This window comes from Streptomyces sp. NPDC088116 (genome assembly GCF_044741745.1).
Lineage (GTDB): Bacteria > Actinomycetota > Actinomycetes > Streptomycetales > Streptomycetaceae > Streptomyces.
On the sequence record NZ_JBIUTF010000001.1, the window covers coordinates 241,550 to 268,430 of the forward strand.

A 26,881-nucleotide genomic window follows, 5' to 3' on the forward strand; every position below is an offset into this window, starting at 1 on the left:
CCGGACCGAATCGTGCGGTGCGCTAAATCCTCACACACTCGCGCACCGCACGTTCAGATGTTCCCGCGTTACCGCGTTACCGCGTTCGCGGATCAGCCGGAGACGCTCACCCGGCCGTTCTCGATGTGCCCCATCAGGCGACGGCAGAAGCCCACACCGGCAGTGGTGTCGGGGCCGTCGGCCGTGGTGATCTCTAGGTCGTACCAGCCGTGCGCGTCGGCCGCCGAGTGCACGACGGTCCGGCTGCGGCCCGGCTTCACCGTGATCTGCCGGGTCCAGTCGGCCAGGTCGTCCTCGTCCACATAGCCGAGAGGCCGCACCGTGAACGTGACGGGCCGCTCCCCCTTGTTGCTCAGGGTGAGATGCAGATCGCGGTCGTGGTGGTCGACGGACGAGCTGACCTCGGCGCCCTCACCGGTCACGGGACCGGCGAACTCGCGCCGGAAGCCGTTCGGTCCGGTGACCGTGAAGCGGTACGCGTCGCCGGTCAGCCCGGTAAGGGGCACCGTCCATTGCGCCGAGCCCCTTACATCGCGGTGCTGCGGGATCGCGAACTCACCGGCGTACGGATAGAGCGCGAAGTGCGCGCTGGCCCGTCCCGTGTTGTTGAGCGTGACCTTGAAGGCCTTGCCGTCGGCGTCGATCCGGCCGTACGCGTCGGTCTGGTACGGCAGTGGCCTGGCCGGGCGCACGCCCTTCTCCTGTACGGGCATGCGCTGTTCGGCGGGCGGCTCCGGCTGCCAGCGGCCGCTGAACGGCGGGACGGCTCCCGGCTGTTCCACCTCGGGCCGCGGCCGGCTGCTGCGGAAGTCGAAGGCGGAGGTCAGATCGCCGGTCACGGTGCGCCGCCACGCGGTGATGTTGGGCTCGTCCACCCCCGTCCACTTCTCCAGGAAGCGGATGACCGAGGTGTGGTCGAAGACCTGCGAGCAGACGTAGCCGCCGACGGTCCAGGGCGAGACGACCAGCAGCGGGACCCGTATCCCGAGCCCGGTCGGCCGTCCCTGCCAGCGTTCGGCGGACCCGGTGGGTCCGTCGGCGGGCGGTACGGGCGGCGGCACATGGTCGAAGAAGCCGTCGTTCTCGTCGTAGTTGATCAGTACGACGGTGTGCCGCCAGACATCGGGATGCGCGCCGAGCGCGTCCAGCACCTGGTAGACGAGCGTGGCGCTGGCCACCGGCGACGAGGAGCCGGGGTGCTCGGAGTCGGCGGCGGACGGCACCAGATACGACACCTCGGGCAGCGTCCCCGCCGCCACATCGGCGCGGAACCGCTCGGCCAGGGTGCCCATCTCGACGCGTCGCAGCCCGCGCTCGAAGAGCGAACGCTCATGCTCGCTCAGCGCGGCGACCCCCTCGTCCAGCGCTCCGAGCAGGCGCTCGCGCTCGGCGTCGTCCCGGGTCTCGCGGACGGCCGCGTAGAAGGCCTCCATGTAGGTGAAGCCGTCGGCTCCGGGCCGGCCGGGCAGCGCGCGGGCCTTCGCGAGCGCCTTGTGGGCGATGTTCTTGAAGGTGGTGAAGAACTCGATGTTGTTGTCGGTGAAGTTCTCCCACTCCGTGTACGTCCGCCAGCTCCGGCCCGCCCGCTCCAGCCGCTCGGCGTAGGTCGGCCAGGGGTAGCCGGGGTGGGTGCCCTCGTCGTACGCGTCATTGCCCACGGCCCGCTGCCCGTCGGCCTCGAACCCGGTCCAGCCGCTCCACAGATGGTTGCGGTTGGGGCTCGTCGACGTATGGACGGACGAGTGGTACGCGTCGCAGACCGTGAACGTGTCCGCCAGCTCGTAGTGCAGCGGGATGTCGCGCCGGTCGTAGTACGCCATGGTGGCGGCGGTCTTGGCGGAGACCCAGCCGTCCATCCACCCGTTGTTCCAGGCCGCGGCCCCGCCGTCCCAGGAGTGGTCGAGAGCCCCGATGTACTGGAGGTCCTTCTTCTGCGTCTTCGCCGCGTCCCGTACGGGGAAGGGCAGGACGGTGCCGCCGGTCGCCGACGGCTGCTCGAAGACGGGCTTTCCGGAGGGAAGCTCGACCGCGTTGCGGTCCTCGAACCCCCGCACGCCGCGCAGCGTGCCGAAGTAGTGGTCGAAGGAGCGGTTCTCCTGCATGAGCACGACCACATGCTTGATCGCCCGCATCCCGCCGTCGGCCGGCTCGGCCGCCAGCGCCGCCCGCAGGGACGGCGGCAGTACGGACCCGGCGGCCGCCGCGCCCAGGGCTCCGGTGCCGAGGGCGAGCATTCTTCTGCGCGATATCTCCGGTGACATGCCGGGGACGCTAGTGAGAGCGGATGGCAGCGGAAAGGCTCCGGGACGTCCGAGAAATGAACGGGCCGCCCATTCATTCCGCCGCTCGCCCGGCGAGGAGGGCTACGGCCGTCGGGGGAGCGACGGCCGTGTCAGCTTCCCCACCGACACCACCACCGCGTGCCGCCTGGCCGCGATCTCGGCGGGGCTCGTCGTGTCGCTCACGGCCTCGGGGCTGCCCTCGCTCCACGCGCCGGAGAGCGCCACGATCTGAGCCAGCAGCAGGTGCGGCGCCAGGCCCGCGTCCACCGTGCCCGCACCCTGGGCCGCGGCGAGCGCGCGGAGCTTCGCCGCGTTGGCCTTCGCCGCGACCGGCAGCACCTCGGCCCGCCGTTCCAGACTCTGCCAGCGCACCAGCCGCATCAGATGCGGGTGCGAGAGGTGGAAGTCGAAGAGCGCGCCCGCATATCCGGGCAGGTCACCGGCGTCGAACGGCGCGGCGTCGAGGATCTCCTCGACGGCGGCCTCGTACACGGCGTCGAAGAGCTGTTCCTTGCTCCCGAAGTGCACATAGATCAGGTTCTTGTTGTACCCGGCCGCCCCGGCGATGCGGTCGACGCGCGCGCCCGCGATGCCGTGCGCGGCGAACTCGTCGGTCGCCGCGCGCAGCAGGCTCGTCCTGGTCGTTCGGGAATCTCTGGCCATCTCCTCATGGTAATCAGCGATGGCGACCGGGTGACCAGTCAGTCACTGATCTCACCACTTGCGACCCCAAGGCCCTGGTCCTACAGTGAAAAAGGAAGTAACTGAATAGTCAGTTACGATGCTCGAAGCCCGGCGGACGCGCTCAGCCCGCGCCCTCTCCCCCTAGGAATCCACCATGTCCGAGGTCTGGTTCATCACCGGCAGTTCACGCGGCCTCGGCCGCGCCCTCACCGAAGCGGCACTCGCGGCCGGCCACCAGGTCGTGGCCACGGCACGCAGGCCCGCCCAGCTCAACGATCTCGTCCGTACGTACGGAACGCGACTGCACACCGTCCCGCTCGATGTCACCGACGCCGCTGCCGCACGCGCGGCCGTACAGAGCGCGGTCGACACCTTCGGACGGCTGGACGTGGTCGTCAACAACGCCGGATACGGCGACATCGCCGCTATCGAGGATGTGTCCGACGCCGATTTCCGCGCCCAGATCGACACCAATTTCTATGGCGTCTACCACGTCACGAAGGCCGCCGTTCCGATCCTGCGCGAGCAGGGATCCGGGCACATCATCCAGATCTCGTCGAGCGGCGGCCGGCTGGGCGTTCCCGGTCTCGGCGCCTACCAGAGCGCCAAGTGGGCGGTCGCCGGATTCTCCGAGGTACTGTCCCGCGAACTCGCCCCGCTCGGTGTACGGGTCACCGTCATCGAACCGGGCGGTCTGCGCACCGACTGGGCCGGGGCCTCGATGACGATCCCGCCGATCAGCGAGCCGTACCGGAAGACGGCCGGCGCGCACGCGGAGTTGGTACGGGGCATGGACGGCCGGCAGACCGGCGATCCGGCCAAGGCCGCGCAGGTCATCCTCGGTCTGCCTCACCTGGACGAGCCACCGCTGCATCTCCTGCTGGGCAGTGACGCGTACCGGTACGTGACCGAATCCGACCGCGCCCGGATGGAATCCGACGTGAAATGGCGGCAGCTCACCGAGTCGATCGACTACGACACCGAGGCCTCCGCCTCCTGAGGAGCGCGCCTCCTGAGGACCGTACGTCGTAGGGGCCGCTCCTCCTGACGGCCTGTCCTCTACGGACCCGCCTCCCCCAGGGGCCACACCAGCAGCACCGGGCACGGCGCGTGGTCCACCACGAAGCGGGTCGCCGGGCCGAGGCTGTGCGGGCCCGGCCGTTCGCGGTCGCCGTCCCGCGCGCAGATCAGCAGATCCACATCGGCCGCCGCCCGTACCACCTCGTGCTCCACGCGGCCGTGCCGGTCGAGGAGTTCGCACGGCCGCCCCAGCCGGTGCGCGGCGGCCTCCAGCAGATCGGCGCCCACGGTGCCCGAGAGGGCTTCGAGGCGGGTGCCGGGGTCACGGTCCGTCCGGTGTCCCCGGCCGAGCAGCCCCGCGTACGCGTGGTGCGCGGCGGCGGCCACCTCGTCGTCGCCGACGTGGAGCAGCACCACCTGATCGTGCGGGGCACGGGCGCGAGCCGCGTCCACGCACGCGGGCCAGGTGGATTCGGTGATCCAGACGAGGACCGTCGGCGGCGCGGTGGGCGGCCCGGACGCCGGAACGGCCGAGGTCGACGGTGAGGACGAGGACGAGTGCGACGGCGGGGACGGGTGTGACGGTGACGGCGGGTGTGACGGTGACGGCGGTACGGTCATCAGGATCGGCCTCCGATCACTTGCAGCGTGCCCCACAGCGCCACCGTAGAAGCGACCAGCGTGGCGGGCACGGTCACCAGGCCGAGCAGGGTGAAGTGGCCCAGCTTCGGCTCGGTGTCGTGCTCGTGCAGGATGCGCCGCCACAGCAGGGTGGCGAGCGAGCCGACGTACGTGAGGTTCGGCCCGAGGTTGACCCCGATCAGCGCGGCGAGCACCGGTCCGGGCCCGGCGGGCGCGACGACCGGCAGCAGCGCCAGGATCGCCGGAAGATTGTTGATCACATTGGCGAGTACGGCGGCGATCACGGCGATCCCGAGCAGCGAGAGCAGCGACGAACCGCCCGGCAGCAACCGGCTGATGCCGATGTCCAGGCCGTTGTCGACGACCGCCTTGACGACCACACCGAGGGCGAGGACGAACAGGCAGAACAGCGGTGACGCGGCGCGGACCAGCCCCGTCACGGTCGTCCGCCGCTGCCTCAGGGCGCGGGCGGCGAGCACGACCGTACCGGCGAGGGCCGCCCACACCGGTTCGATCCCGACGAACGAGGTGACCACGAATCCGGCCAGCGTCAGACCGAGCACGACCAACGTGAACACCGGCATCTCGCGCCGCTCGTCCGTCTTCGGAGGGTGCGCCCCGGCGGCCAGGTCGGCGGCGAACCAGCGGCGGAAGACGGCGTACTCGACGGCGATCGCGGCCAGCCACGGCAGCGCCATCAGCGCCGCGAACCGAGTGAAAGAGAGCCCGCTCGCGGTGAACGCCAGCAGATTGGTCAGGTTGGAGACCGGCAGCAGCAGCGACGCCGAGTTCGCCAGATGCGTACAGGCGTAGACATGAGGCCGGGGGCGGGCGCCCACCCGGGCGGCGGTCGCGAAGACCACCGGCGTCAGCAGCACGACCGTGGCGTCCAGGCTGAGTACGGCGGTGATCACGGCGGCGACGCCGAACACCCCGCCGAGCAACCGGCGCGGCTGCCCGCCGCAGACCCGCGCCACCAGATCGCCGGCGGCGGCGAACAGCCCCTCCTCGTCGCAGAGTTGGGCCAGCACCAGCACCGCCGCGAGGAAGGCGACCACCGGCAGCAGGCTCTGCGTCTGCTCCCACGCCTCCTGGGGCGAGACCGCGCCGAGGGCGACGACCAGCAGCGCCGCGGGTACGGCCGCGACCGCCTCGGGCCAGCCGCGGGGCCGCATGACGGCGAACGCGAGCACGGCGAGCAGCAGGCCGACGGAGACGACCTCGGCGGCGACGGTGTTCACTGCGATGTGCCTCGCGCTTACGGGTCGGGAGCGGGACGGGACGGGAGCGGGACAGGGACCGGACCGGACCGGGATCCGGGGGTCCGGGGGTCCGGAACCGGTGAGAGGCGGCGCGCCCGCAGGCACGCCGCCCCTCACACCCTACGTACGCCTCGAACGACGCGTGCGGCCCGTACGCACCGCGAGGCGCGTAGTCCCCCTACGACACCTGCGCCCCGCACTCCCCAGTGGGTCCGACGTCAGCCTTCGGCCCCGTAGCCCCGGGGTCAGCCCTCGACGCCCAGCTTCTCCAGGATCAGTTCGCGCACCCGGGCCGCGTCGGCCTGGCCGCGTGTGGCCTTCATGACCGCGCCGACCAGCGCACCCGCCGCGGCGACCTTTCCGGCGCGGATCTTGTCGGCGATGGCGGCGTTGCCCGCGATCGCCTCGTCCACGGCCGCGCCGAGCGCGCTGTCGTCGGAGACGACCTTGAGGCCGCGCTTCTCCACGACGGCATCCGGGTCGCCCTCGCCCGCGAGCACGCCCTCGATGACCTGACGGGCCAGCTTGTCGTTGAGGTCGCCGGCCGAGACGAGCGCGGCGACCCGGGCGACCTGCTCCGGCGTGATGGGCAGTTCGTCCAGCGCGCGGCCCGACTCGTTGGCGTGCCGGGCCAGTTCGCCCATCCACCACTTGCGTGCCTGGTCGGCCGGGGCGCCCGCGTCGATCGTGGCGACGATCGGCGCGATCGCGCCCGCGTTGAGGATCGACTGCATGTCGTGCTCGGAGACGCCCCACTCCGCGCGCAGCCGGTTGCGGCGCACCCGCGGCAGCTCGGGCAGGCCGCTCCGCAGCTCCTCGACCCACGCGCGGGCCGGGGCGACGGGCACCAGGTCGGGCTCCGGGAAGTACCGGTAGTCCTCGGCGTTGTCCTTGATTCGGCCCGACGTGGTGGAGCCGTCCTCCTCGTGGAAGTGACGGGTCTCCTGAAGGATCGTGCCTCCGGAGTTCAGCACCGCGGCGTGGCGCTGGATCTCGAAACGGGCGGCGCGCTCGACGCTGCGCAGCGAGTTGACGTTCTTCGTCTCGGAGCGCGTACCGAACTCCTCCCGGCCGTGCGGCCGCAGCGAGAGGTTCACGTCGCACCGCATCTGGCCCATCTCCATCCGGGCCTCGGAGACGCCCAGCGCCTTGATCAGCTCGCGCAGCTCGGCGACGTACGCCTTGGCGACCTCGGGAGCGCGCGCACCGGCGCCCTCGATGGGCTTGGTCACGATCTCGATGAGCGGGATGCCGGCGCGGTTGTAGTCGAGCAGGGAGTGGGACGCGCCGTGGATACGGCCGGTGGCGCCGCCGACGTGTGTCGACTTGCCGGTGTCCTCCTCCATGTGGGCGCGCTCGATCTGCACGCGGAAGATCTCGCCGTCCTCCAGCTGGACGTCCAGATACCCGTCGAAGGCGATCGGCTCGTCGTACTGGGAGGTCTGGAAGTTCTTCGGCATGTCCGGATAGAAGTAGTTCTTCCGGGCGAAGCGGCACCACTCGGCGATCTCGCAGTTGAGCGCGAGGCCGATCTTGACGGCCGACTCGACACCGATCGCGTTGACGACCGGGAGCGAGCCGGGCATGCCGAGACAGGTCGGGCAGGTCTGCGAGTTGGGCGCGGCGCCCAGCTCGGTCGAGCAGCCGCAGAACATCTTGGTCTTGGTGCCCAGCTCGACATGGACCTCAAGGCCCATGACGGGGTCGTAGGTCGTCAGCGCGTCCTCGTACGACACCAGTTCAGTGACGGTCACAGGTATGTCTTCCTCTTCAGTGCTTCATCGGTGTCGGCCAGCCTGCGCTGGTAAGACGACAGCTTTCCGAGTACGGGGAGATCCGCTTCGCCGGCGAATGTGGCTGCGGGTGAGGCGGCGGGTGAGGCGAGGAATTCGCCGGGGCCGGGCCGCCGGGCCTTCGGCCATGCCGCGCGGTTCACACGATCACCTGCCCCACGGGCTCCAGCAGGCACTTCACCTGCTCGGCCGTGACCGTGTCGCCCGGTTCGCCGTCCGCCAGGGGCGCACGGACGGGGCGTGCTCTGGTCACGGTCGAGACCCCCGCGCGTGCCGGGTCGGGATGGGACGCCTGTTCCAGGAGGACCAGGCTTCCGGTCGTGTCGTCGCGAAGGGCGGAGTCGTCACGCAGGGCGGAGAGGAGTACGGGGGAATGCGTGGTCACCATCAGCTGGCGGAAGCCGGACACCAGCCGCGCCCGGTCCACAAGGTCCGGGAAGTCGTCCACGTCCCCGCTCAGGCGCCGTACCAACTCGGCGGCCAGGGTGGGGGGCAGCCCGTTCTCTATCTCCTCGACGGCCAGCAGGCCGGCCCGCCGGTCGTCGTGGCGGGCGGCCAGCAGCGCGAGGACACGCATCGTGCCGTCGGACAGCATGGGCGGGGACGTCCAGCCCGTGTGCCGGAGCCGTACGTCGAAGCCGTACTCGCCGCGCAGCTCGTCGAACACCGGCCTGACGCCGGACGCTTCCGGGATCAGCGCGGCCAGGTCCGCCTCCAGGTGGCGGAGATCCTGGGCATCGAGCCGGTGGAGGACGGCCGCCAGATTGCCGCCGTCGGGACGCAGCGGCATCTCGTCGCTGCCGCCGAACGGCCTGCGCATGGCGGCGGGGTCGAGTGCGATCCGCTCCCAGTTCTCGCTTTCGCGGGCGAGGTGGCGCAGCAGCGCCCGTGCTCCCTCCGACGCGCGGTCGCCGAGGCCCTGGCCGCTTCCGCGCAGCGGCGTCCAGTCGGTGCCGTAGCTCGCCACGAACGACTCCCTCGCGGCGGCCAGCGCGCCACGCAGGTGGGCCGGCATCTCCAGCCGGTCCATCCACTCCGTGAGCATGAGGCTGCTGACCCACACCCGCCCGGAGCGGAGTGTGGCTTTCACCGGGCCGTGCGGCGTGCCGTGGCGGGCGGCTCCCAGCCGTACGACCAGCGGAAGCGGACCGTGCAGGCTGGGCACGATCATGCCGATCTTGATGGTCAGTTGGGGTGCCGTGTACGTGCCACCGGAGCCGTCCGGGTCACCGGTGCCGTCGGAGCCGTCGGCACGGTGGAAGAGGTCCCGTACGGCGAGCCGGGGATTGTCACTGTCGTAGGCCTGCGGGAGGCCCACGGCGACCGTGCGCCGGACGAAGTCCAGAGCGTCCAACAGGTTGGACTTTCCCGCCCCGTTGACGCCCATCAGTACGGTGCGGGGCCGTACGTCCAGGCCGAAGCCCACGAACGACTTGAAGCCGTCGATCTCGATGCGGGTGATCACTGTGTCACCTCCTTCCGTGGCACGGTCCGGCGCGGTGGCCGCCGGGAGTCCGCCCCGGAACGGGCGGACGGACTCCCGGCGGTCCGGTCAGCCCAGCAGGACGTCGTCGTCGCCCAGCCGCTTCAGCTCGCGGTACAGGATCGCCAGGCCGGTGACGATGGCCACGGCGGAGACCGCGGCGTCGACCAGCCGGAGGGTGTCGTTCTCCTTGCGGGCCAGCTTGGCCTGCTTGACGACGCCGACCGCTCCGAGCGCGGTGCTCCCTATCGACAGATACGTACCGGCCCTGGACTTCTTGAAGCCCTTCGCCTTGCTCACTGCACTACTCATAGTGACGGTGCCTCCTCCAACAGCGGATGCCCCCACTTTTCCACGAAGGCCGCTTCGACAGCGGCACCGACCTTGTACAGCCGGTCGTCCTTCATGGCGGGGGCGATGATCTGCAGGCCGACCGGCAGGCCGTCCTCCGGCGCGAGGCCGCAGGGCAGCGACATGGCGGCGTTGCCCGCCAGGTTGGTCGGGATGGTGCACAGGTCCGCGAGGTACATCGCCATCGGGTCGTCGGCACGCTCGCCGATCGGGAAGGCGGTGGTCGGGGTCGTCGGGGAGACGATCACGTCGACCCGCTCGAACGCCTTCTCGAAGTCCTGGGTGATGAGGGTGCGGACCTTCTGCGCCGAGCCGTAGTACGCGTCGTAGTAGCCGGAGCTGAGCGCGTACGTACCGAGGATGATGCGGCGCTTGACCTCGTCGCCGAAGCCCGCCTCGCGGGTCAGCGCCGTGACGTCCTCCGCCGACTTCGTACCGTCGTCGCCGACCCGCAGGCCGTAGCGCATGGCGTCGAAGCGGGCGAGGTTCGAGGAACACTCGGACGGCGCGATCAGGTAGTACGCGGCGAGTGCCAGGTCGAACGACGGGCAGTCCAGCTCGACCACCTCGGCGCCGAGGCCCTTGAGCAGCTCCACCGACTCGTCGAAGCGCTGGAGGACACCGGCCTGGTAGCCCTCGCCGCGGAACTGCTTGACGACGCCGACGCGCATCCCGGCGACCGACCCGTTGCGGGCCGCCTCGACGACCGGCGGGACCGGGGCGTCGATGGACGTCGAGTCGAGCGGGTCGTGCCCGGCGATCGCCTCGTGCAGCAGGGCCGTGTCCAGGACCGTACGGGCGCAGGGCCCGCCCTGGTCGAGGGAGGACGAGAAGGCCACCATGCCGTAGCGGGAAACCGCGCCGTACGTGGGCTTGACGCCGACCGTGCCGGTGACGGCGGCGGGCTGGCGGATGGACCCGCCGGTGTCCGTGCCGATGGCCAGGGGCGCCTGGTACGCGGCGAGCGAGGCGGCCGAGCCACCGCCGGAACCGCCGGGGATCCTGGTCAGGTCCCAGGGGTTGCCGGTGGGGCCGTACGCGCTGTTCTCCGTGGAGGACCCCATGGCGAACTCGTCCATGTTGGTCTTGCCCAGGATGACGACGTCCGCGGCCTTGAGCTTCTTGGTGAGGGTCGCGTCGTAGGGCGGCAGCCAGCCTTCGAGGATCTTGGAACCGACGGTGGTCGGGATCCCCTCGGTGGTGAAGATGTCCTTGAGCGCGAGCGGGACGCCGGCCAGCGGCCCGAGCTTCTCGCCCGCCGCGCGCTTCGCGTCCACGGCGCGGGCCTGGGCCAGCGCACCCTCGCGGTCGACGTGCAGGAAGGCGTTGACCTTCTCGTCCACCGCCTCGATACGGGCGAGATGGGCCTCGGTGACCTCGACCGCCGTGAGTTCGCCGGAAGCGATCTTCCCGGCGATCTCGGCGGCGGTGAGCCTGACGCAGCTCTCGTTCTTGTTCGTGGCCGTCATGACTGTTTAGTCCTCCCCCAGGATCTGCGGCACCTTGAAACGCTGCTGCTCCTGGGCAGGGGCACCGGAGAGCGCCTGCTCCGGGGTGAGCGAAGGACGGACCTCGTCCGCGCGCATGACATTGGTCAGCGGCAGCGGGTGGGAGGTCGGCGGAACGTCTTGGTCGGCGACCTCGGATACGCGGGCGACCGCGCCGATGATGTCGTCGAGCTGACCGGCGAAGTGATCCAGCTCTTCGGCCTTCAGCTCCAGACGTGCCAGCCGTGCGAGGTGGGCGACCTCCTCGCGCGTGATGCCAGGCATGCGGCGATCCTCAGGGGTGAGTGTGATTGGGATGTGGCCCAATCCTATGGGGCCGCGACCCGTGCCCACGAAACGGTTCGGCTCCGCCCACCACCGAGGGAGCCGTCGTCAGCGGGTACGAGAGCCCACGGTCACCACTGGGGGGCCGTCGTACGCCGCCGGAAAGCCGTCCCCCCGTCGCCGAAGCAGCCGCCGCCCGCGGGTACGAGAGCCCCACGGTCACCGCTGGAAGGCCGCCGTACACCGCCGGAAAGCCGCCCCCCGTCGCCGAAGCAGCCGTCGACCGCCCGCGGGTACAAGAGCCCCACCGTCACCGCTGGAAGGAGGGTCCCGACCGTCGGGAAGTCGTCCGCCCCGTCGCCGAAGCAGCCGCCGCCCGCCCGCCGTGGGAGCTCACGCCCGCCGCCGTGCGAGCCCCGGCGCGGCCCTGAGCGGTCCCGGGCGGTCCGGCCGACCACCCGGCCCCGCCGACCACCCGGTCCGCCCGACCACCCGGCCCCGTCGACCACCCGGTCCGGCCGACCGCCCGGTCCGCCCGACCGCCCGGTCGGTACGCCCGCGTTATCCGTACGCTCGCCCTACTGGACGACCCGGCCCGACTGCTCGCGCTTCTCGCGCTCCTCCCGCTGCTCGCGTTCGCGGGCGAGGCGCGCGGCCTCCAGCTCCGCCGGGCGCTGCCAGCCGCGCTCGCCCCTGGCCCGCAGCCAGGCCGTCGCCTCGTGGGGCGGCATCGCCGCGGCCACCAGCCATCCCTGGACCGCGTCGCAGCCCAGGTCCCGCAGCCGCTCCCAGGTCTCGTCGTCCTCGACGCCCTCCGCGACGACCAGCAGGCCCAGCGAGTGCGCCAGGTCGACGGTGCAGCGGACGATCTCCGCGTCCTCGGTGTCGACCGCCAGCCGCGCGACGAACGAGCGGTCGATCTTCAGTTCGCTCACCGGCAACCGCCGCAGATGCACCAGCGAGGAGTAGCCCGTACCGAAGTCGTCGAGGGACATCTTCACGCCGTGCCCGGTCAGACCGGCGAGGGTGTCGGCCGCCCGCTGGGGGTCCTCCAGCAGGACGTGTTCCGTTATTTCCAGCTGGAGGGAGCCTGCGGGGACGCCATGACGGGCCAGCCGGGCAGCGACCGCGCCCGCGAAGCCGGGGGTGTGGACGTCGCGCGGCGAGACATTGACCGCGACCGGCACCATCAGCCCCTGGGCCCGCCAGCGGGCGACCTGGGCGAGAGCCGTTTCCAGTACGTATTCGGTGAGGTGGGGCATCAGGCCCGAGGACTCGGCGATCGCGATGAACTCGTCCGGGGGAACCCTGCCGCGCTCCGGGTGCACCCACCGCACCAGCGCCTCCAGCCCCGCGACCTGCCCGTCGAAGCGGACCTTGGGCTGGTAGTGCAGCTCCACGTCCCCGGCGTCCAGCGCGCGCCGCAGATCTCCCAGCAGGCCGAGCCGGTCGGGGGTGTTGGAGTCCCGCTTGGACTCGTAGACCTCCACTCCCGTACGGTCACGCTTGGCCTGGTACATCGCGACGTCCGCGCGCCGCAGCAGCCCCTCCGCGTCCGTCGCGTGCTCCGGATAGACGGCGACACCGGCGCTCGCCTCCAGGACGAGCGTGAGACCGTCGAGGTCCAACGGCGAGGACAGCTCGGCCACCAGGTGCCGGGCGACGCGCTGCGCGCTGGTCGTGGAGTCGCAGGTCGGGAGCAGCACCGCGAACTCGTCGCCGCCGAGCCGCGCCGCCTCCGCGCCTCGCGGCAGGGCCAGCTTGAGCCGGTCGGCTATCTGCAACAGCAGCCGGTCGCCCGCGAGATGACCGAGCGTGTCATTGACGGAACGGAAGCGGTCGAGGTCGATCAGGACCAGACCGGACCGGGCACCCAGGCCCTCCGCGTGCTCCAGCGCGGCCCAGGTGCGCTCCAGCAGCCACTGCCGGTTGGGCAGTTTGGTCAGCGGGTCGCGCAATTGCTCCTCGGCCCGCGCCCGAGCTATCCAGAGCGTGGAGTCCAAGGCGATCAGCGGGATGGCGAAGAGCGGCAGGACGAGCGGCACCGACATCGCGACCACACAGATCAGCGGGGCGATGCCGAGTAAGGCGACCGCTACCAGGCCATGCCGGTAGAGCCCCGTACGCGCGACGGTCGGAAGCACGCCGCCCTGCGGGTTCAACGCGTACCACAACAGCAGCCGGGCGACGACGAGATGGGCGGTGGCCGCCAACACGATCTCGGAGGCGCTGACGACCCCCCACTCCAGAGGATTCCAGGGCTGCTCGACGGTGGGGACCACACCGAACGCGGCGAGGACGAGCGCGGCGGCGCCGATGCCCAGCATGTCCGCCGCGCCGTGCAGGACGCCCTGCCGCCAGCGGTGCTTGCGGGCCACTCCGACCAGTACCACGACGGCCAGGCTGACCAGTCCGGCCGCCACCCAGCCGTACAGCAGCAGGACCGCCAGGGTGAGGGACGCGCCCGAGCCCGTACCGCCCCACCAGCGGTCGCGGCCGAGCGCCACCAGATGGCCCACGATGATGCCGGTCAGTACGGCCAGGGCCCAGCCCGCCGTACCGCCGGGGAAGAGCGCACGGCCGTCCTGGACCGTACGGACCAGTCCGGTCACCAGCAGGGCCACAGCGAGTCCCACCACAAGAGCGGGTGTTCTGGCCGCCATCCCCGCGATCCCCGCGAATCCGCGCGGGGGTGAGACCGGGGCGGCGCTCTCGGTCGGTTTCATTCCCGTCCCTCTCACAGCCGGCGGAGCCGATGCCACGCGATGGCACGTCGTCATGCCATCACGGCCGAAATCGCACCCTGCGGCCGTGCACGACAGGCGTACATCCCAACAGTAGGCTGCCGAACCCCCGGACGGGCAGCGCTCTACAGCTGTTGCCCGAATGCGACCTGCCCGTCCGTAACGATCTGGTATGCGCCGAACGGGTGATGTTTGCGGCCCGAATTCGACGCTGTGGGCATGGCGCGTTGCACCACTTCTCCGCTACTCCTCTGGAGTGAGCGCGACTTCCTTCGCGGCGTCAGGACCCTGTTCCAGCAGGACGGTGAAGCCCTGTTCGTCCAGGACGGGCACCTTCAGCTGCATCGCCTTGTCGTGCTTCGAACCCGGGTTCTCACCGACCACCACGAACGCGGTCTTCTTCGAGACCGAGCCGACCACCTTCGCACCCAGGCTCTGGAGCGCCTCTTTCGCGCCATCTCGGGTGTGCCGCTCCAGCGTTCCGGTGACCACGACCGTGAGACCCGCCAGCGGACGCGGCCCCTCGTCCTCTCCGGCGCCCTCTTCTTCCATCCGGACCCCGGCCGCGCGCCACTTGCGCAGGATCTCGCGGTGCCAGTCCACCTCGAACCACCGGGTGAGGGAGGCGGCGATGGTCGGTCCGACGCCTTCGACGGCCGCCAGCTCCTCCTCCGTGGCCTGCCCGATCCGGTCGATCGAGCGGAACTCCCTGGCCAGCGCCTCGGACGCGACGGGCCCCACATGGCGGATGGAGAGCCCGGCGATGATCCGGGCCAGCGGGCGCTCCTTGGCCGCCGCGATGTGCTCCAGCATGGCCAGCGCGTTCTTCTTCGGCTCGCCCTCCTGATTGGCGAAGACCGTGGCGATCTTCTCCTTGCCGGTCTCCGGGTCCCGCTTGGGCAGTCCGCTGTCCGAGTCGAGGACATACGCCCTGATGGGCAGCAGCTGCTCGATCGTCAGGTCGAAGAGATCGCCCTCGTCCAGCAACGGAGGCGTGTTCGGCTCGAGCGGCCTGGTGAGCGCGGCGGCGGCCACATAGCCGAAGTTCTCGATGTCCAGGCATTTGCGGCCCGCGAGATAGAAGAGTCTCTCTCTCAACTGTGCCGGGCAGGTGCGGGCGTTGGGGCAGCGGAGGTCGATGTCGCCCTCCTTCATGGCGCGCAGCGCCGTACCGCACTCGGGGCACACGGCCGGCATCTCGAACTCGTACGCGTCCTCGGGTCGCAGGTCGACCACCGGGCCGAGGATCTCCGGGATGACGTCACCGGCCTTGCGCAGCACGACCGTGTCGCCGATCCACACGCCCTTGGCCTTCACCACGTCCTGGTTGTGCAGGGTGGCGAACTCCACCTCGGATCCGGCGACCGTGACGGGCTCGACCTGCGCGTACGGCGTGACGCGTCCGGTACGGCCCACGCCCACGCGGATGTTCACCAGCTTGGTGTTGACCTCCTCCGGCGCGTACTTCCAGGCGATGGCCCAGCGCGGGGCGCGCGAGGTCGAGCCCAGCCGGCCCTGGAGCGGGATCTCGTCGAGCTTGACGACCACACCGTCGATCTCGTGCTCCATCGAGTGGCGGTTCGCGCCGAAATACGTGATGAACTCCCGGACCCCCTCGATGCCTTCGACCACCTTGTTGTGCTGGGCGGTCGGCAGGCCCCATGCGCGCAGCAGGTCGTACGCGTGCGAGAGGCAGTCGATGTCGAAGCCCTCACGGGCCCCGATGCCGTGCACCACCATGTGCAGCGGCCGGGTCGCGGTGATCTTGGGGTCCTTCTGGCGCAGTGAACCCGCCGCCGCGTTGCGCGGGTTGGCGAAGGGCTTGTCACCGGCCTCCACCAGACGTGCGTTCAACTCCTGGAAGGCCTCCATCGGGAAGTAGACCTCACCGCGGATCTCCACCAGGTCGGGGATGCGCTCCCCCTCCAGCCGGTGCGGGATCTCGGCGATCGTACGGACGTTGGACGTGATGTCCTCGCCCGTACGGCCGTCGCCGCGGGTGGCCGCGCGGGTCAGCCTGCCGTGCTCGTAGGTGAGATTGACGGCCAGTCCGTCGACCTTCAGCTCGCACAGGAAGTGATAGCCGGGGGATCCCACCTCCTTGGCGACGCGGTCGGCCCAGGAGGCCAGCTCCTCGTCGTCGAAGGCGTTGTCCAGGGACAGCATCCGCTCGCGGTGCTGGACCGCCGTGAACTCCGTCTCGTACGCCCCCGCGACCTTCTGGGTCGGCGAATCGGGCGTACGCAGCTCCGGATACTCCTCCTCCAGCGCCTCCAGCGACCGCAGCAGCGTGTCGAACTCGGCGTCGCTGACGACCGGCTGGTCCTTCACGTAATACCTGAAGCGGTGCTCCTCGATCCGCTCGGCGAGCTGGGCATGCCGCTCCCGTGCCTCCGCGGGCACCACCGTCCGCTGTTCACCAGCCACCGTTACGTCCTCCCGATTCACCATGACCCGTCACCGGCCCCTCATCCGATCGTCGCCGACCCGGAACCCGGGATCGTCACTCAGGGTTGTCCGCGAGGGATCTCGCGGCCCTGACGCAGTGCGCCAGCGCGGCGTGCGCGTACGCGGGTGAAGCACCCGCGAGCCCGCACGACGGCGTGAGCACCAAGGACTCGGCCAGAGTCCCCGGATTGAGCCCCAGCCTGCGCCACAGCGTCCTGACACCCATGACGCTACCGGCAGGGTCCGACAATGGGCCGTCAGTGCCGGGCACGATTCCGGCGAACAGTTTCGTACCGCCCTCCACCGCCTCGCCGATCGTCTCCTCATCACGCTCGGTGAGCAGACCGAAATCGAACGAAATCGCTGCCGCGCCCGCCCGCCGCAGCAGCGCGAACGGCACGTCGGGCGCGCAGGAGTGCACGACCGCCGTCCCCCGGCTCAGCGCGGTCACGTCCCGCAGCGCGCTCTCCACGACCTGCCGGTCCACCGCGCGGTGCGTGCGGTAGCCGCTGGCCGACCTGACCTGTCCGCGCAGTACGGCGGTGAGGGACGGTTCGTCGAGCTGGAGGACCGGTACGGCTCCAGGCACCCGGCGCCGTACCTCCGCGAGGTGCCCGGTCAGCCCCTCCACCAGCGACGCGGTCAGGTCCCGGCAGGCTCCGGGGTCGCTCAGCGCCGACTCGCCGTTGCGCAGCTCCAGCGCGGCGGCCAGTGTCCACGGCCCGACGGCCTGGATCTTGAGCGGGCCCTCGTACCCCTGGGTGAACTCCTCCAGCGCGTCGAGGTCCTCCCCCAGCCAGGAGCGCGCCCGCCTGGTGTCGCGCCCGGGACGGTCACCGATCCGCCAGCCGCTGGGCTCCACGCGCGCGTAGACCTCGGCCAGCAGCCCGGTGGTCCGGCCGATCATGTCGGCGCCGGGGCCCCGCGCGGGCAGTTCCGGCAGGTACGGGAAGTCCTCGAAGGTCCCGGTAACGGCACGCGCGCTCTCGCGGGCGTCGCCGCCGGGCATGGAGCCGACGCCGGTGGCGGGGCCCCAGAGGCGGCGCTCGCTGTCCTTGTCCCTGGTCAGGTCCTCATGCGTGGCCCGGCCGCCGTCCCCGGTCCCCTGGTCGCTGATCCGGTCGTCGCTCATCGGCCCGGCCGTACGGTCAGGTCGTCGATCTGCGCGTCGCGGGGCAGGTCGAGCGCCGTGAGGATCAATGTCGCCACCGACTCGGGGTCGATCCAGCGGGACGCGTCGTACTCCTTGCCCTCCTGCTGGTGCACCTTGGCCTGCATGGGGCTCGCCGTACGGCCCGGATACACGGAGGTCACGCGGATGCCGTTGGGCTTCTCCTCCTGGCGCAGCGCGTCGGCCAGGGCCTTGAGGCCGTGCTTGGACGCGGCGTACGCGCCCCACTCGGCGTTGGCGGTGAGCCCGGCGCCCGAGTTGGCGAAGATCACTTGCCCGCTCGTGACCCGTAGTTGGGGCAGGACGAGCCGGGTCAGTTCGGCCGGGGCGATCAGGTTCACATTGAGCTGGCTGTGCCAGGCCTTGGGGGTCAGCTCCCCGACGGGCCCCATCTCGATCACACCCGCGATGTGCAGGACGGAGTCGAGCCGGTCGGGGAGGGACTGGTGGGACAGCGCCCAGGACAGCCGGTCGGGGTTGGCGAGGTCGCCGACGAGGGTACGGGCGCCGGGGAAGCCCGCGGCGATCTCCTTGGCGCGGCCGGCGTCGCGGGCGAAGAGCAGCAGGTTGTCGCCGCGCTCGTGCAGCCGGCGCGCGACAGCGGCGCCGATGCCGGAGCCGGCACCGGTGATCAGATGGGTAGCCATGCGGTCATGGTCGCATCACCGCACGCCGGTGATCGCACACCAGGTACCGCACACCGGTGACCGCACGCCGGTGATCGCACACCAGGTACCGCATGCCGGTGAGCGCGCACCGGTCACCTCACGTGCGTCGCCCGACGCCGGTCACCGCACGTGCGGTCGCGCACCGATCACCGCGCACCGATCACCGCACGCCCACGGACTCCTCCAGGTAGGCCAGGGCGCCCACGCCGTCCTCGGCGAAGAAGACCAGGTCGGTGAGCGCCAGCGGCAGGAAGCCCTCGCTCTCCATCCGCTGGAACTGCTGCTTCAGCCCGTCGTAGAAGCCCGCCGTGTTCAGCAGCACCACGGGCTTGGTGTGCAGGGCGTGCTTCTTGAGCTCCAGGATCTCGGTGGCCTCGTCCAGCGTCCCCGTACCGCCGACCATGATCACAACGGCGTCGGACTTGGCGAGCAGCAGCGCCTTGCGCTCGGCGAGGTCCTTGGCGACCACCATCTCGTCGGCGTTCGGCCGGGCCACGGCGCCGAGGAATTCCACCGAGACCCCGACCAGCCGCCCGCCGGCCTGCTGCACACCGTCGGCGACGACCTTCATCAGCCCGCTGTCGGAGCCGCCCCAGACGAGGGTGTGGCCGCCCTTGCCGAGCAGCTCGGCGAATTCGCGGGCGGGGCGGGTGTAGCGCTCGTCGAGGTCTGCGGCGGAGAGGAAGACACAGATATCCATGGGTCTACGGTACGGGCGGTGGCGGGAGCGGGAAGACGGCGTGGCGGATCGGTGCTGAACGGTATAAGGCAGGTGAGAGATGACTTCCGAAAGGACGCATGACCATGGCCACCGGACATCGCATCACGGTCGAACAGGGCACGGAACACGTACGCGTCGTACGCGACGGGCAGGTCCTGGCGGACAGCCGCCGCCCGCTGCTGCTGCGCGAGACGGGCTGCCCGGTCCGCTACTACCTCCCGCCCGAGGACGTACGCACCGATCTGCTGACGCCCTCCGAGAGCAGCACCCACTGCCCGTTCAAGGGCGACGCTTCCTACTGGTCGCTGCCCGACGCCCCGGATCTGGTCTGGGCCTACCCCGAGCCCAAGTCCGAAGTCGCCCAGGTCAAGGGGCACTTCTGCTTCTACGACACGGAGGTCGTCGGCGACTGAGAAAAACTTCCGCCGCGGAGCGATGAGTTGTGGCGGACGCGCCGGTCTACCTCGGCATGGACAACGTATGCAAGGTGAAATCCGCTGACGGCACCCCGATCGCCTACCGGCGGTCGGGTCATGGACGCCCGGTGATTCTGGTGGGCGGCGCGTTCAGTACAGCGGAGTCGGAGGCTCCGCTGGCGGAGTTACTCGCGCCGCGCTTCGAAGTGATCACCTATGACCGGCGCGGGCGCGGCGCCAGCGGTGACACCGCGCCGTACCTGGTGCGCCGAGAGGTCGAGGACCTGGCGGCCCTGATCGCGGCGGTGGGCGGCAGCGCCTCTCTCCACGGCATCTCGTCGGGCGCGGCCCTCGTGCTGGAGGCGGCGACCGCCGGGCTGCCGATCACTCAACTCGCCCTGTACGAGCCCCCGTACGTCACCGATCCGGCGGTCCTGCCGGAGAGCGCGGAATACACGGAGCGGCTGACCGACCTGCTGGCGCGGGGGCGGCGGGACGACGCGGTCGAGTTGTACCTGTCGGTGTCGGAGACGCCACCCGAGTCGATCGCGGGGATGCGGCGGGCGCCGATGTGGCCGGGCCTGGCGGCGCTGGCCCACACGCTGGCGTACGACAACGCGGTGATGGGATCGGGGCTGGTCCCCACGGAGCGGCTGGCGACGATAAGGACACGGGCGATGATCACGGAGGGCGGTTGCAGCCCCGCGCCGCTGCGGAAGGCGGCGAAGGCGGTGGCCACGGCCCTCCCCCGCGGCCGCCACCGCACCCTGACGGGCCAGACGCACGAGGTGACGCCGCAGGTGCTGGCGCCGGTGCTGGAGGAGTTCTTCGCGGCGTGAGCCTCCCGGGTACAGGTCGGGCGGCGAGCGACTCCCGGGTCCCGGGTCCCGGGTCCCGGACGAGCGCCCCTCTCCTCGATATGACTATCGATCGTCGTCGGTCACCGCTCGGCGGGCGGCCTCACCGCGGCCGGCACCCGCGCGTGCTCGTTCGGCGGCGGTTGTGTCTTGGGGCGCGGCCGGTGGTGTCTGCGTGGCGGAGGCGACCGGGGGCTGTATGGCGGAGGCGAGGAGCGCAAGTTTGTCGGCGTTGTCCGTGCCCGCGTCCGGGTGATAGATGACGAGCATCTGGCCCGCCGTGCCGCCGATGGCCAGCCGCTCCCAGTTCAGCCGCAGGCCACCGACCTGGGGGTGGTCGATGTCCTGGAGTTCGCCTTCGCACGCCGCTACGTCGTGGCGGGCCCAGAGCCGGCTGAAGCGGGGGCTGGCGAGGGAGAGTTCGCCGACGAGTTCGATGAATCGCGGGTCGTCCGTGTCGGTGCCGACGGACTCGCGGAAGCCGGCGACCAGGCCCACGACGGAGTCCTCCCAGTCCGGGTGGAGGGCCCGCTCGGCGGGGTCGAGGAACGCGTCCCGCAAACGGTTGGCTCCCACCGCGAGGCGGGGTGACAGAGCGGTCGCCAGGGCGTTGGCGGCCAGGACGTCCAGGTAACGGCCCTCGACCCATGCGGGGAGGGGGAGCGTGGTGATGAGCTTGGCGATGCCCGGAGGGACGGTCTCCTTCCTGGGCCGGCGCCGGCGCCGCCGGGGTTTGCCGGCGCCGAGGCGCAGAAGATACGCCGTCGCGTCGTCGTCGAGCCGCAGCACGCGGGCGAGGGATTCGAGGACCTGCACGGAAGGGTTGCGGTCGCGGCCCTGTTCCAGGCGCAGGTAGTAGTCGGCACTGATGCCGGCGAGCATGGCGACCTCCTCCCGGCGCAGGCCCGGCACACGCCGTACCCCGAGAACGGGGATACCGACCTGCTCGGGAGTGACGAGTTCGCGGCGGGCGCGCACGTAATCGCCCAGCAGGTTCGGTTGGTCGGTCATCCCTTGACTGTAATGAGCGCGGCCGCACGCGCGCCTGGTCCTGTCACCCCCAGGATCGCGGGGGCCCTGGCTGGGGCGGAGCCCGCGCGCCAGCGTGGCCGGTGGCCCCCATTCCTTCCCGTCAGCGCGGAAAGCACAGCAGGACACGCGCAGCAAGGAGCAAAGCAATGTCGACATATCTACTGGTACACGGCGCCTGGCACAGCGGACAGGCCTGGGAGCGGGTAGTCCCGTTGCTGGCGTCGGCCGGGCATCGGGTGCTCGCGCCGTCACTGACCGGCCACGGCGACACGACGCACCTGCTCAGCCGCGAGGTAGGGCTCGACACGCACGTCGACGACATCGTCGGGCTGATCATCGAGGAAGACCTCACCGAGGTCGTACTCGTGGGACACAGCTACGCCGGGATGGTCATCTCGTCCGCGGCCAACCAGGTCCCGGATCGGATCGCACATCTGGTCTACCTCGACGCGATGGTTCCGGAGGACGGCGAGAGCGCGGCGGATGTCATGCCCGCGGCCCAGGTCCTGATCGACCGCGCTGCGAGGTCCGACACCGGCTGGCGGGTTCCGCCGCTGCCCGAAATGCCGCCGCCCTTCGGTCTGTTCGGGGTCACCGACCCGGCGGACGTCGCCTGGCTGCGCACGATGCTGTCGGATCAGTCGGTGCGCTGCCTCCAGCAACCGGTCCGGCTGGACAACCCGGCCATGGACACGATCCTCAGGACGCACATCGACTGTGTCGTCGGCCGGCCGGAAGGCTTTGTCCGGCGCCCGGTCCCCGCGATGCAGCCCGATGGAACCCCCTCACAGGTATGGGAATTGCCGACCGGCCACGACTGCATGGTCACCATGCCCGCGGAGCTGACCGAACTACTGCTCAAGCTCGGCTGAGCCGCGACCCGTCGGCCTGGGTCGCCTCGCGAGCATCAGGATCGCTCACAGACGGTCAGGAAGCGCTCAATTGGGGCAAGTAACCGGAGAGCCGAACCTGAGGGGCTCTCGGTCACTACGATCCGAGCCCTATGCCTCCCGCGTCCGCCGGGCGCTCCAACCGCCCCGCCGCTTCCCAGGAGTTGCCGATGAGTGACGAACCGGTCGTCATCTCGCACGACCAGTTGGCCCGCCGGGTCGTGGCCCGGCTCGCTCCTGACGAAGCGGCGTCGTTCGACCTCATCGCCCAGCCGTATCTGGCCGATGCCACCCACGGGGAGAGGGCCGCGCCGCGCCGGAGCGGGCCGCTGGCGTCGGGCCTCGACCTGGCCGGGGCGCTCACCCCGACGGTCGTGGTGGCCAGCGGCTGGGCGATCACGGCGCTCGCGCAGGGCGCGGCGGCGGAGCTGACCAGCAGGGGTACGAGGCTCACCGGCGCCTTCCTGGACCGGTTCCGCAGGCGGTCGGGCGCCGTCCGGGCGACCGTCGTCACGGCACCGGACCCCGGGCAACTCACCGCCGTGCGCGCCTCGGTGACGGGCAAGGCCTTGGCCCTCGGCCTTTCCCCCGAGCAGGCCGGAGTGCTCGCGGACGCGGTCGTCGGCGAACTGGCTCTGCTGAGCGGCGCCCAGGAACAACAGGGGGAGCAGCGACAGGAGCCACCACGGTCATGAGCGAGAGCGGCATGCGGGAGAACGCGGCGAGCGGGAGGAGCACCGCGCCCGTCGACGTACGCGCCTTCCCGTCCGAACTCTCCCTGCTCCTGGCCCTGCTGGCGGCGAGCGTGTTGACCAACGACTTCTTCTTCGCCTACTGGCTCGCGAGCCTCGGGACCCCGGCCGGGACCGGTGAGGTCTTCGGCACCCTGTCGAACCTGAACCAGGTGGTGGCCCCCGGGCTTCTCGCGTTCGCGCTCGTCTCCCGGCTCCGGATCAGACGGTGCGTACCGCTGGAGGAGACCCCCTTCCGCGAAGCGACGCGGACCGTACGGCAGTTGGTCGGCGGGGCGGGACTGCGCCGCGCTCCGAAGCTGCTGGTGGGGCGGCGGCTGCGGTCGGGGGCCCACGTCGCGGGCCCGCCCGCGCGGCCCAGCCTCGTCCTGGGGCCCGAGCTGCTGGCGCTGCACGACAAGGGCGGGGAGCCGCGCAGGGTGTTCGAGATGGTGGTGCGGCACGAGATCGCGCATCTCCAGGCCAAGGACATCTCGCTGTACTTCCTGATGACGCTGCTTCGCTGGTCGAACGTGTACGCCGGCCTCTTCATGGTCTTCGCCCTGACGCTCGACCTGGGCAACGGCTTCGTCTCGGGAACCGAGCTCCTCCTCGTCGTGGTACGGGTTCTCCTTCTCATGACGCTCGGTGAGTTGATCGCCCGCGCCTTCCTGCGCCTGCGTGAACACCACGCCGACCTGCGCGGGGGGACGGCCGACCGGGACGCGCTGATCACCGCGATGCGTGCGGGCACGGCGGGCGCGGCCACCGGGCGACTCGGGGCCTGGCTGCGTCATCATCCGCTGGGCGCGGAGCGGCTGGGGGTGGCACAGGCGCCGGGCCGGATTCTGGCGTCCTCCCCGGGGCGGCTGTTCCTCGGGGCGACAGTCGCCGGTGTGCTGTTCGAGACGCTCCAGGACATGCTGCGGCGTATCACCGACGGGGAGACCCAGCGAGCGACACCCATCCTCTGCGGAGTGGCCGTGGGGACGGCGCTCACGCTGTTCCTGGCCTTCGGGCTGTGGCGCCAGCACTGGTACGCGGGCGGAACCGGCCCCGTCCGTCTCACCGTGAGCGCGGTGGTCCTGTCCGTGGGCGTGGTGGCGGGCACCCGTATCGCGCTCTACACCGAGGTCTCGCTCTTCAGCGAGGCCGGGGCCCCTCTCGCCCCGTCGCTCCTGGCCGCGCTGTTCTGCGGCACGCTGCTGCTCTGCGGCTGGATCGCCGCGCTCGGTACGGTCTGGCACCGGCGCGACCCGCGCGCGCAGCGCATGCCCCGGTTCCTGGCGCTGGCCGTGCCCTCGGTGTGCGTGGTGGGCGGATGGGTCTTCGCGCTGCTGTGGACGTGGGCGGCGCGCCTGCAAGGCGTTCGGCTCGGATGCTCGGCGCCGGAGAACAGGAACGTCGCCATCTGCCTGTCCCCCACTCCGGAACGGGACATCGCCGCCGCGGTGTTCGAGACGTTCGGGCCGGGGCCGGTGCTCGTACTCGTCGCCGTGGTGGCCGTCGGGGCCCCGTTGCTGGCCCGGTCGCTGGCGGGGCGGCCGGACGTAGTGCCGGGGATCTGACGGCGCCGCCGACCCGCCCGCCGGACCTGGCCCGTCAGCTCGGCGGATCCAGCAGGCGGGCTCAGCGAGTACGGCAGGCGGACAGGCTCAGCGCGCGAGCACTCCCGTACGCCGCTCCGTCGTCGCGATCGTCGCCGAGCCGACCACGCGCGGGCCGTCGTACAGCACGATCGCCTGGCCCGGGGCCACGCCGCGGACCGGCTCGTCGAAACGGACGTGGAGCGTGCCGTCCGTCAGCTCAGCCGTCACCGTCGTCTCGCCGCCGTGGGCGCGCAGCTGGGCGGTGTAGTCGCCGGGGCCGGTGGGCGCGGTGCCGCACCAGCGGGGCTTGATTGCGGTCAGGGCCATGACGTCCAGCGCGGCGGCCGGGCCGACCGTCACGGTGTTGTCGACGGGCGAGATGTCCAGGACGTAGCGCGGCTTGCCGTCGGCGGCCGGGTGGCCGATGCGCAGGCCCTTGCGCTGCCCGATGGTGAAGCCGAACGCGCCCTCGTGGCGGCCCACCTTCGTACCGGACTCGTCGACGATGTCGCCCTCGGCCCGGCCGAGGCGGTCGGCCAGGAAGCCCTGGGTGTCGCCGTCCGCGATGAAGCAGATGTCGTGGCTGTCGGGCTTCTTGGCCACGGCCAGGCCCCGGCGCTCGGCCTCGGCGCGGATCTCGTCCTTGGTGGTGAGGGTGTCGCCGAGCGGGAACATGGCGTGGGCGAGCTGGCGCTCGTCCAGGACTCCGAGGACGTACGACTGGTCCTTGGCCATGTCGCTCGCCCGGTGCAGCTCGCGGGAGCCGTCCCGGCCGGTGACGACCGTCGCGTAATGGCCCGTGCAGACCGCGTCGAAACCGAGCGCGAGCGCCTTGTCGAGCAGCGCGGCGAACTTGATCTTCTCGTTGCAGCGCAGGCAGGGGTTCGGGGTGCGGCCGGCCTCGTACTCCGCGACGAAGTCGTCGACCACGTCCTCGCGGAAACGTTCCGCGAGATCCCATACGTAGAACGGGATGCCGATCACATCGGCGGCGCGGCGCGCGTCGCGGGAGTCCTCGATGGTGCAGCAGCCGCGCGCCCCGGTACGGAAGGACTGCGGGTTCGCGGAGAGCGCGAGATGCACTCCGGTCACGTCATGGCCCGCTTCCGCGGCTCGGGCCGCGGCGACGGCGGAGTCCACACCGCCGGACATGGCGGCGAGCACGCGGAGGGGGCGCTGGGAATTCTGAGTCATAGCTCCACCAGGGTACGGCCCGGTGGGAACCAGAGTCGCGCGAGTTGGCGTTGACGATCATATGAACGAAAAAGCGCGGGACACGACGGGCAGCGGCGGGGGCCGGCGCCGGCGCGTTCCCACGGACGGCCGACCGGACGACTCGACGGGCAGCGGGCCGGAGGGGCGGACGGAGGGCGTACCGGGCAGCCGGACGGAGGGCGCGTCGCACGGCGGGACCCGCCCCGCCGACGGCGGGAGGAAGCGCGCGAAGGCCCGTGCAACGGGCGACCGGGCGGGTGGCCGCCGGATCGGGCGGCGGGTCGTACTGATCGGCGGCGCCGCCGCGGTGCTCGGCGGCGGTCTGGCCGCGCGGGACGAGATCAGCAGGCTCTGGTGGCAGGTGCCGGGCGTCCAGAAGCCCCGCAAGGAGGGTGAACTGGATCACGCGGGCGCCACCTGGGTCGCGGCCTCCCCCGCGAACTACCGGCGCGCGGACCGCCCGGAGGACTTCACCATCGACCGTGTGGTGATCCATGTCGTCCAGGGCAGCTACGACGTGGCGCTCAAGGTCTTCCGCAACCCGGCCCATGGCGCGGCCACGCACTATGTGGTCGGTAAGAGGGGCCAGGTGGCGCAGATGATCCGCGAGCTGGACGTGGCGTACCACGCGGGGAACCGCGCCTACAACGAGCGGTCGGTCGGGATCGAGCACGAGGGCTGGGTGGACAAGCCCGAATCCTTCACGGACGCGATGTACCGCTCCTCGGCGCGGCTGACCGCGGGGATCTGCGCGCGGTACGGGATACCCGTGGACCGCGAGCACATCGTCACCCATGCGCAGGTGCCGGGCACCGACCACACGGACCCGGGGCCGCACTGGGACTGGGACCGGTATCTGAAGCTCGTGGGCGAGGCGCGCGCGGGACTGGACACCCGGAAGGCCGAGGAGGAGAAGACCGCCACCTGAGCCGGTCCGGGCGCGGGCGAGGTGCGCGGACCGTGCGGGCGCGGTGTCGCGGGCGCGGGGGGGGGGGCCCCCCCCCCCCGGGGGGGGGCGGCCCGCCGGGGGGGGGGGGGCGGGGTTGTTTTTGGTGTTGTGCCCGGGGGGGGCCACCGCCGGCGGGGCTAAAAGCCCCCCCGGCGTTTGTT

Annotated in this window: 24 protein-coding genes; 7 read left to right on the forward strand and 17 right to left on the reverse strand. The window is 71.3% G+C overall.

Features of this window, described 5'->3' with window-relative positions; translation table 11 throughout:
* Positions 1-92: 92 nt before the first annotated feature.
* Both ACIOJD_RS01060 and ACIOJD_RS01065 read right to left on the reverse strand, forming a co-directional pair.
* Positions 93-2,261 (reverse strand): phosphocholine-specific phospholipase C, encoded by a 2,169-nt coding sequence (locus tag ACIOJD_RS01060; RefSeq protein ID WP_401907577.1) that lies wholly within the window; start codon positions 2,259-2,261, stop codon positions 93-95.
* A 102-nt stretch (positions 2,262-2,363) separates the two neighbouring features.
* On the reverse strand, positions 2,364-2,945 hold the full coding sequence (locus ACIOJD_RS01065) for a TetR family transcriptional regulator (protein ID WP_401907578.1): 582 nt from the start codon (positions 2,943-2,945) through the stop codon (positions 2,364-2,366).
* Positions 2,946-3,120: 175 nt separating this feature from the next.
* Here ACIOJD_RS01065 and ACIOJD_RS01070 point away from each other — a divergent pair, with 175 nt between their 5' ends.
* Complete coding sequence (locus ACIOJD_RS01070) at positions 3,121-3,966, forward strand: oxidoreductase (RefSeq protein WP_401907579.1); 846 nt, start codon at positions 3,121-3,123, stop codon at positions 3,964-3,966.
* A gap of 59 nt (positions 3,967-4,025) precedes the next feature.
* Here the strand turns inward: ACIOJD_RS01070 and ACIOJD_RS01075 are convergent, their stop codons facing one another.
* From ACIOJD_RS01075 to ACIOJD_RS01135, 13 genes are all read right to left on the reverse strand, one after another.
* Positions 4,026-4,439, reverse strand: a complete 414-nt coding sequence (locus tag ACIOJD_RS01075; RefSeq protein WP_401908842.1) for a universal stress protein — start codon at positions 4,437-4,439, stop codon at positions 4,026-4,028.
* A gap of 167 nt (positions 4,440-4,606) precedes the next feature.
* The gene (locus ACIOJD_RS01080) at positions 4,607-5,869 is read right to left on the reverse strand and encodes an arsenic transporter (RefSeq protein WP_401907580.1); all 1,263 of its coding nucleotides are present in this window, start codon (positions 5,867-5,869) and stop codon (positions 4,607-4,609) included.
* Between the two features lie 266 nt (positions 5,870-6,135).
* A complete protein-coding gene (gatB, locus tag ACIOJD_RS01085) occupies positions 6,136-7,644 on the reverse strand; it encodes an Asp-tRNA(Asn)/Glu-tRNA(Gln) amidotransferase subunit GatB (protein ID WP_401907581.1) in 1,509 nt (502 codons plus the stop codon).
* Complete coding sequence (locus ACIOJD_RS01090) at positions 7,641-7,826, reverse strand: hypothetical protein (RefSeq protein WP_401907582.1); 186 nt, start codon at positions 7,824-7,826, stop codon at positions 7,641-7,643. The genes gatB and ACIOJD_RS01090 overlap by 4 nt, the downstream gene beginning before the upstream one ends.
* Positions 7,823-9,148 carry an AAA family ATPase gene (locus tag ACIOJD_RS01095; protein WP_401907583.1) on the reverse strand — a complete coding sequence of 442 codons (1,326 nt, stop codon included), beginning with the start codon at positions 9,146-9,148 and terminating at the stop codon, positions 7,823-7,825. The genes ACIOJD_RS01090 and ACIOJD_RS01095 overlap by 4 nt, the downstream gene beginning before the upstream one ends.
* 87 nt (positions 9,149-9,235) lie before the next feature.
* Positions 9,236-9,478: a hypothetical protein gene (locus ACIOJD_RS01100; RefSeq protein WP_401888515.1), complete on the reverse strand. Its 243-nt coding sequence runs from the start codon at positions 9,476-9,478 to the stop codon at positions 9,236-9,238.
* The gene (gene gatA / locus ACIOJD_RS01105; protein ID WP_401907584.1) at positions 9,475-10,986 is read right to left on the reverse strand and encodes an Asp-tRNA(Asn)/Glu-tRNA(Gln) amidotransferase subunit GatA; all 1,512 of its coding nucleotides are present in this window, start codon (positions 10,984-10,986) and stop codon (positions 9,475-9,477) included. The genes ACIOJD_RS01100 and gatA overlap by 4 nt, the downstream gene beginning before the upstream one ends.
* Before the next feature lie 6 nt (positions 10,987-10,992).
* The gene (gene gatC / locus ACIOJD_RS01110) at positions 10,993-11,289 is read right to left on the reverse strand and encodes an Asp-tRNA(Asn)/Glu-tRNA(Gln) amidotransferase subunit GatC (protein WP_010984178.1); all 297 of its coding nucleotides are present in this window, start codon (positions 11,287-11,289) and stop codon (positions 10,993-10,995) included.
* A 578-nt stretch (positions 11,290-11,867) separates the two neighbouring features.
* The gene (locus ACIOJD_RS01115; protein WP_401907585.1) at positions 11,868-14,015 is read right to left on the reverse strand and encodes a putative bifunctional diguanylate cyclase/phosphodiesterase; all 2,148 of its coding nucleotides are present in this window, start codon (positions 14,013-14,015) and stop codon (positions 11,868-11,870) included.
* Positions 14,016-14,276: 261 nt separating this feature from the next.
* Positions 14,277-16,460, reverse strand: coding sequence for an NAD-dependent DNA ligase LigA (ligA, locus tag ACIOJD_RS01120; RefSeq protein ID WP_401907586.1), 2,184 nt, complete (start codon positions 16,458-16,460; stop codon positions 14,277-14,279).
* Positions 16,461-16,536: 76 nt separating this feature from the next.
* Positions 16,537-17,613 carry a methionine synthase gene (locus tag ACIOJD_RS01125; RefSeq protein WP_401907587.1) on the reverse strand — a complete coding sequence of 359 codons (1,077 nt, stop codon included), beginning with the start codon at positions 17,611-17,613 and terminating at the stop codon, positions 16,537-16,539.
* Positions 17,610-18,299 carry an SDR family oxidoreductase gene (locus ACIOJD_RS01130; RefSeq protein ID WP_401907588.1) on the reverse strand — a complete coding sequence of 230 codons (690 nt, stop codon included), beginning with the start codon at positions 18,297-18,299 and terminating at the stop codon, positions 17,610-17,612. The genes ACIOJD_RS01125 and ACIOJD_RS01130 overlap by 4 nt, the downstream gene beginning before the upstream one ends.
* Before the next feature lie 181 nt (positions 18,300-18,480).
* Positions 18,481-19,020, reverse strand: coding sequence for a TIGR00730 family Rossman fold protein (locus ACIOJD_RS01135; RefSeq protein WP_401907589.1), 540 nt, complete (start codon positions 19,018-19,020; stop codon positions 18,481-18,483).
* A 98-nt stretch (positions 19,021-19,118) separates the two neighbouring features.
* On the opposite strand from ACIOJD_RS01135, the gene ACIOJD_RS01140 reads away from it, so the two are divergent.
* Both ACIOJD_RS01140 and ACIOJD_RS01145 read left to right on the forward strand, forming a co-directional pair.
* On the forward strand, positions 19,119-19,454 hold the full coding sequence (locus ACIOJD_RS01140; RefSeq protein ID WP_401907590.1) for a DUF427 domain-containing protein: 336 nt from the start codon (positions 19,119-19,121) through the stop codon (positions 19,452-19,454).
* 56 nt (positions 19,455-19,510) lie between these two features.
* Positions 19,511-20,296, forward strand: coding sequence for an alpha/beta fold hydrolase (locus ACIOJD_RS01145; RefSeq protein WP_401908845.1), 786 nt, complete (start codon positions 19,511-19,513; stop codon positions 20,294-20,296).
* A gap of 84 nt (positions 20,297-20,380) precedes the next feature.
* On the opposite strand, the gene ACIOJD_RS01150 is transcribed toward ACIOJD_RS01145, so the two are convergent.
* The gene (locus ACIOJD_RS01150) at positions 20,381-21,325 is read right to left on the reverse strand and encodes a helix-turn-helix domain-containing protein (protein WP_401907591.1); all 945 of its coding nucleotides are present in this window, start codon (positions 21,323-21,325) and stop codon (positions 20,381-20,383) included.
* Between the two features lie 167 nt (positions 21,326-21,492).
* Between ACIOJD_RS01150 and ACIOJD_RS01155 the strand changes: the two genes are divergently transcribed.
* The 3 genes from ACIOJD_RS01155 to ACIOJD_RS01165 all read left to right on the forward strand — a co-directional run bounded on the left by ACIOJD_RS01155 (position 21,493) and on the right by ACIOJD_RS01165 (position 24,535).
* Positions 21,493-22,218, forward strand: coding sequence for an alpha/beta fold hydrolase (locus ACIOJD_RS01155; protein WP_401907592.1), 726 nt, complete (start codon positions 21,493-21,495; stop codon positions 22,216-22,218).
* A 188-nt stretch (positions 22,219-22,406) separates the two neighbouring features.
* Positions 22,407-22,931, forward strand: a complete 525-nt coding sequence (locus ACIOJD_RS01160) for a hypothetical protein (RefSeq protein ID WP_401907593.1) — start codon at positions 22,407-22,409, stop codon at positions 22,929-22,931.
* A complete protein-coding gene (locus ACIOJD_RS01165) occupies positions 22,928-24,535 on the forward strand; it encodes a M48 family metalloprotease (RefSeq protein ID WP_401907594.1) in 1,608 nt (535 codons plus the stop codon). The genes ACIOJD_RS01160 and ACIOJD_RS01165 overlap by 4 nt, the downstream gene beginning before the upstream one ends.
* An 87-nt stretch (positions 24,536-24,622) precedes the next feature.
* Here ACIOJD_RS01165 and mnmA read toward each other — a convergent pair whose 3' ends face one another.
* Positions 24,623-25,750 (reverse strand): tRNA 2-thiouridine(34) synthase MnmA, encoded by a 1,128-nt coding sequence (mnmA, locus tag ACIOJD_RS01170; protein WP_401907595.1) that lies wholly within the window; start codon positions 25,748-25,750, stop codon positions 24,623-24,625.
* A 289-nt stretch (positions 25,751-26,039) separates the two neighbouring features.
* Here mnmA and ACIOJD_RS01175 point away from each other — a divergent pair, with 289 nt between their 5' ends.
* Positions 26,040-26,699, forward strand: a complete 660-nt coding sequence (locus tag ACIOJD_RS01175) for an N-acetylmuramoyl-L-alanine amidase (protein WP_401908848.1) — start codon at positions 26,040-26,042, stop codon at positions 26,697-26,699.
* Positions 26,700-26,881: the final 182 nt, after the last annotated feature.

Coding starts and splice junctions, on each gene's coding strand:
- ACIOJD_RS01100 (WP_401888515.1), bottom strand. CDS start 9,478: ATGAGTAGTGCAGTGAGCAAGGCGAAGGGCTTCAAGAAGTCCAGGGCC.
- ACIOJD_RS01135 (WP_401907589.1), bottom strand. CDS start 19,020: ATGGATATCTGTGTCTTCCTCTCCGCCGCAGACCTCGACGAGCGCTAC.
- mnmA (WP_401907595.1), bottom strand. CDS start 25,750: ATGACTCAGAATTCCCAGCGCCCCCTCCGCGTGCTCGCCGCCATGTCC.
- ACIOJD_RS01065 (WP_401907578.1), bottom strand. CDS start 2,945: ATGGCCAGAGATTCCCGAACGACCAGGACGAGCCTGCTGCGCGCGGCG.
- gatA (WP_401907584.1), bottom strand. CDS start 10,986: ATGACGGCCACGAACAAGAACGAGAGCTGCGTCAGGCTCACCGCCGCC.
- ACIOJD_RS01165 (WP_401907594.1), top strand. CDS start 22,928: ATGAGCGAGAGCGGCATGCGGGAGAACGCGGCGAGCGGGAGGAGCACC.
- gatC (WP_010984178.1), bottom strand. CDS start 11,289: ATGCCTGGCATCACGCGCGAGGAGGTCGCCCACCTCGCACGGCTGGCA.
- ACIOJD_RS01060 (WP_401907577.1), bottom strand. CDS start 2,261: ATGTCACCGGAGATATCGCGCAGAAGAATGCTCGCCCTCGGCACCGGA.
- ACIOJD_RS01130 (WP_401907588.1), bottom strand. CDS start 18,299: ATGGCTACCCATCTGATCACCGGTGCCGGCTCCGGCATCGGCGCCGCT.
- ACIOJD_RS01155 (WP_401907592.1), top strand. CDS start 21,493: ATGTCGACATATCTACTGGTACACGGCGCCTGGCACAGCGGACAGGCC.
- ACIOJD_RS01140 (WP_401907590.1), top strand. CDS start 19,119: ATGACCATGGCCACCGGACATCGCATCACGGTCGAACAGGGCACGGAA.
- ACIOJD_RS01125 (WP_401907587.1), bottom strand. CDS start 17,613: ATGAGCGACGACCGGATCAGCGACCAGGGGACCGGGGACGGCGGCCGG.
- ACIOJD_RS01150 (WP_401907591.1), bottom strand. CDS start 21,325: ATGACCGACCAACCGAACCTGCTGGGCGATTACGTGCGCGCCCGCCGC.
- ACIOJD_RS01145 (WP_401908845.1), top strand. CDS start 19,511: ATGGACAACGTATGCAAGGTGAAATCCGCTGACGGCACCCCGATCGCC.
- ACIOJD_RS01070 (WP_401907579.1), top strand. CDS start 3,121: ATGTCCGAGGTCTGGTTCATCACCGGCAGTTCACGCGGCCTCGGCCGC.
- ACIOJD_RS01115 (WP_401907585.1), bottom strand. CDS start 14,015: ATGAAACCGACCGAGAGCGCCGCCCCGGTCTCACCCCCGCGCGGATTC.
- ACIOJD_RS01160 (WP_401907593.1), top strand. CDS start 22,407: ATGAGTGACGAACCGGTCGTCATCTCGCACGACCAGTTGGCCCGCCGG.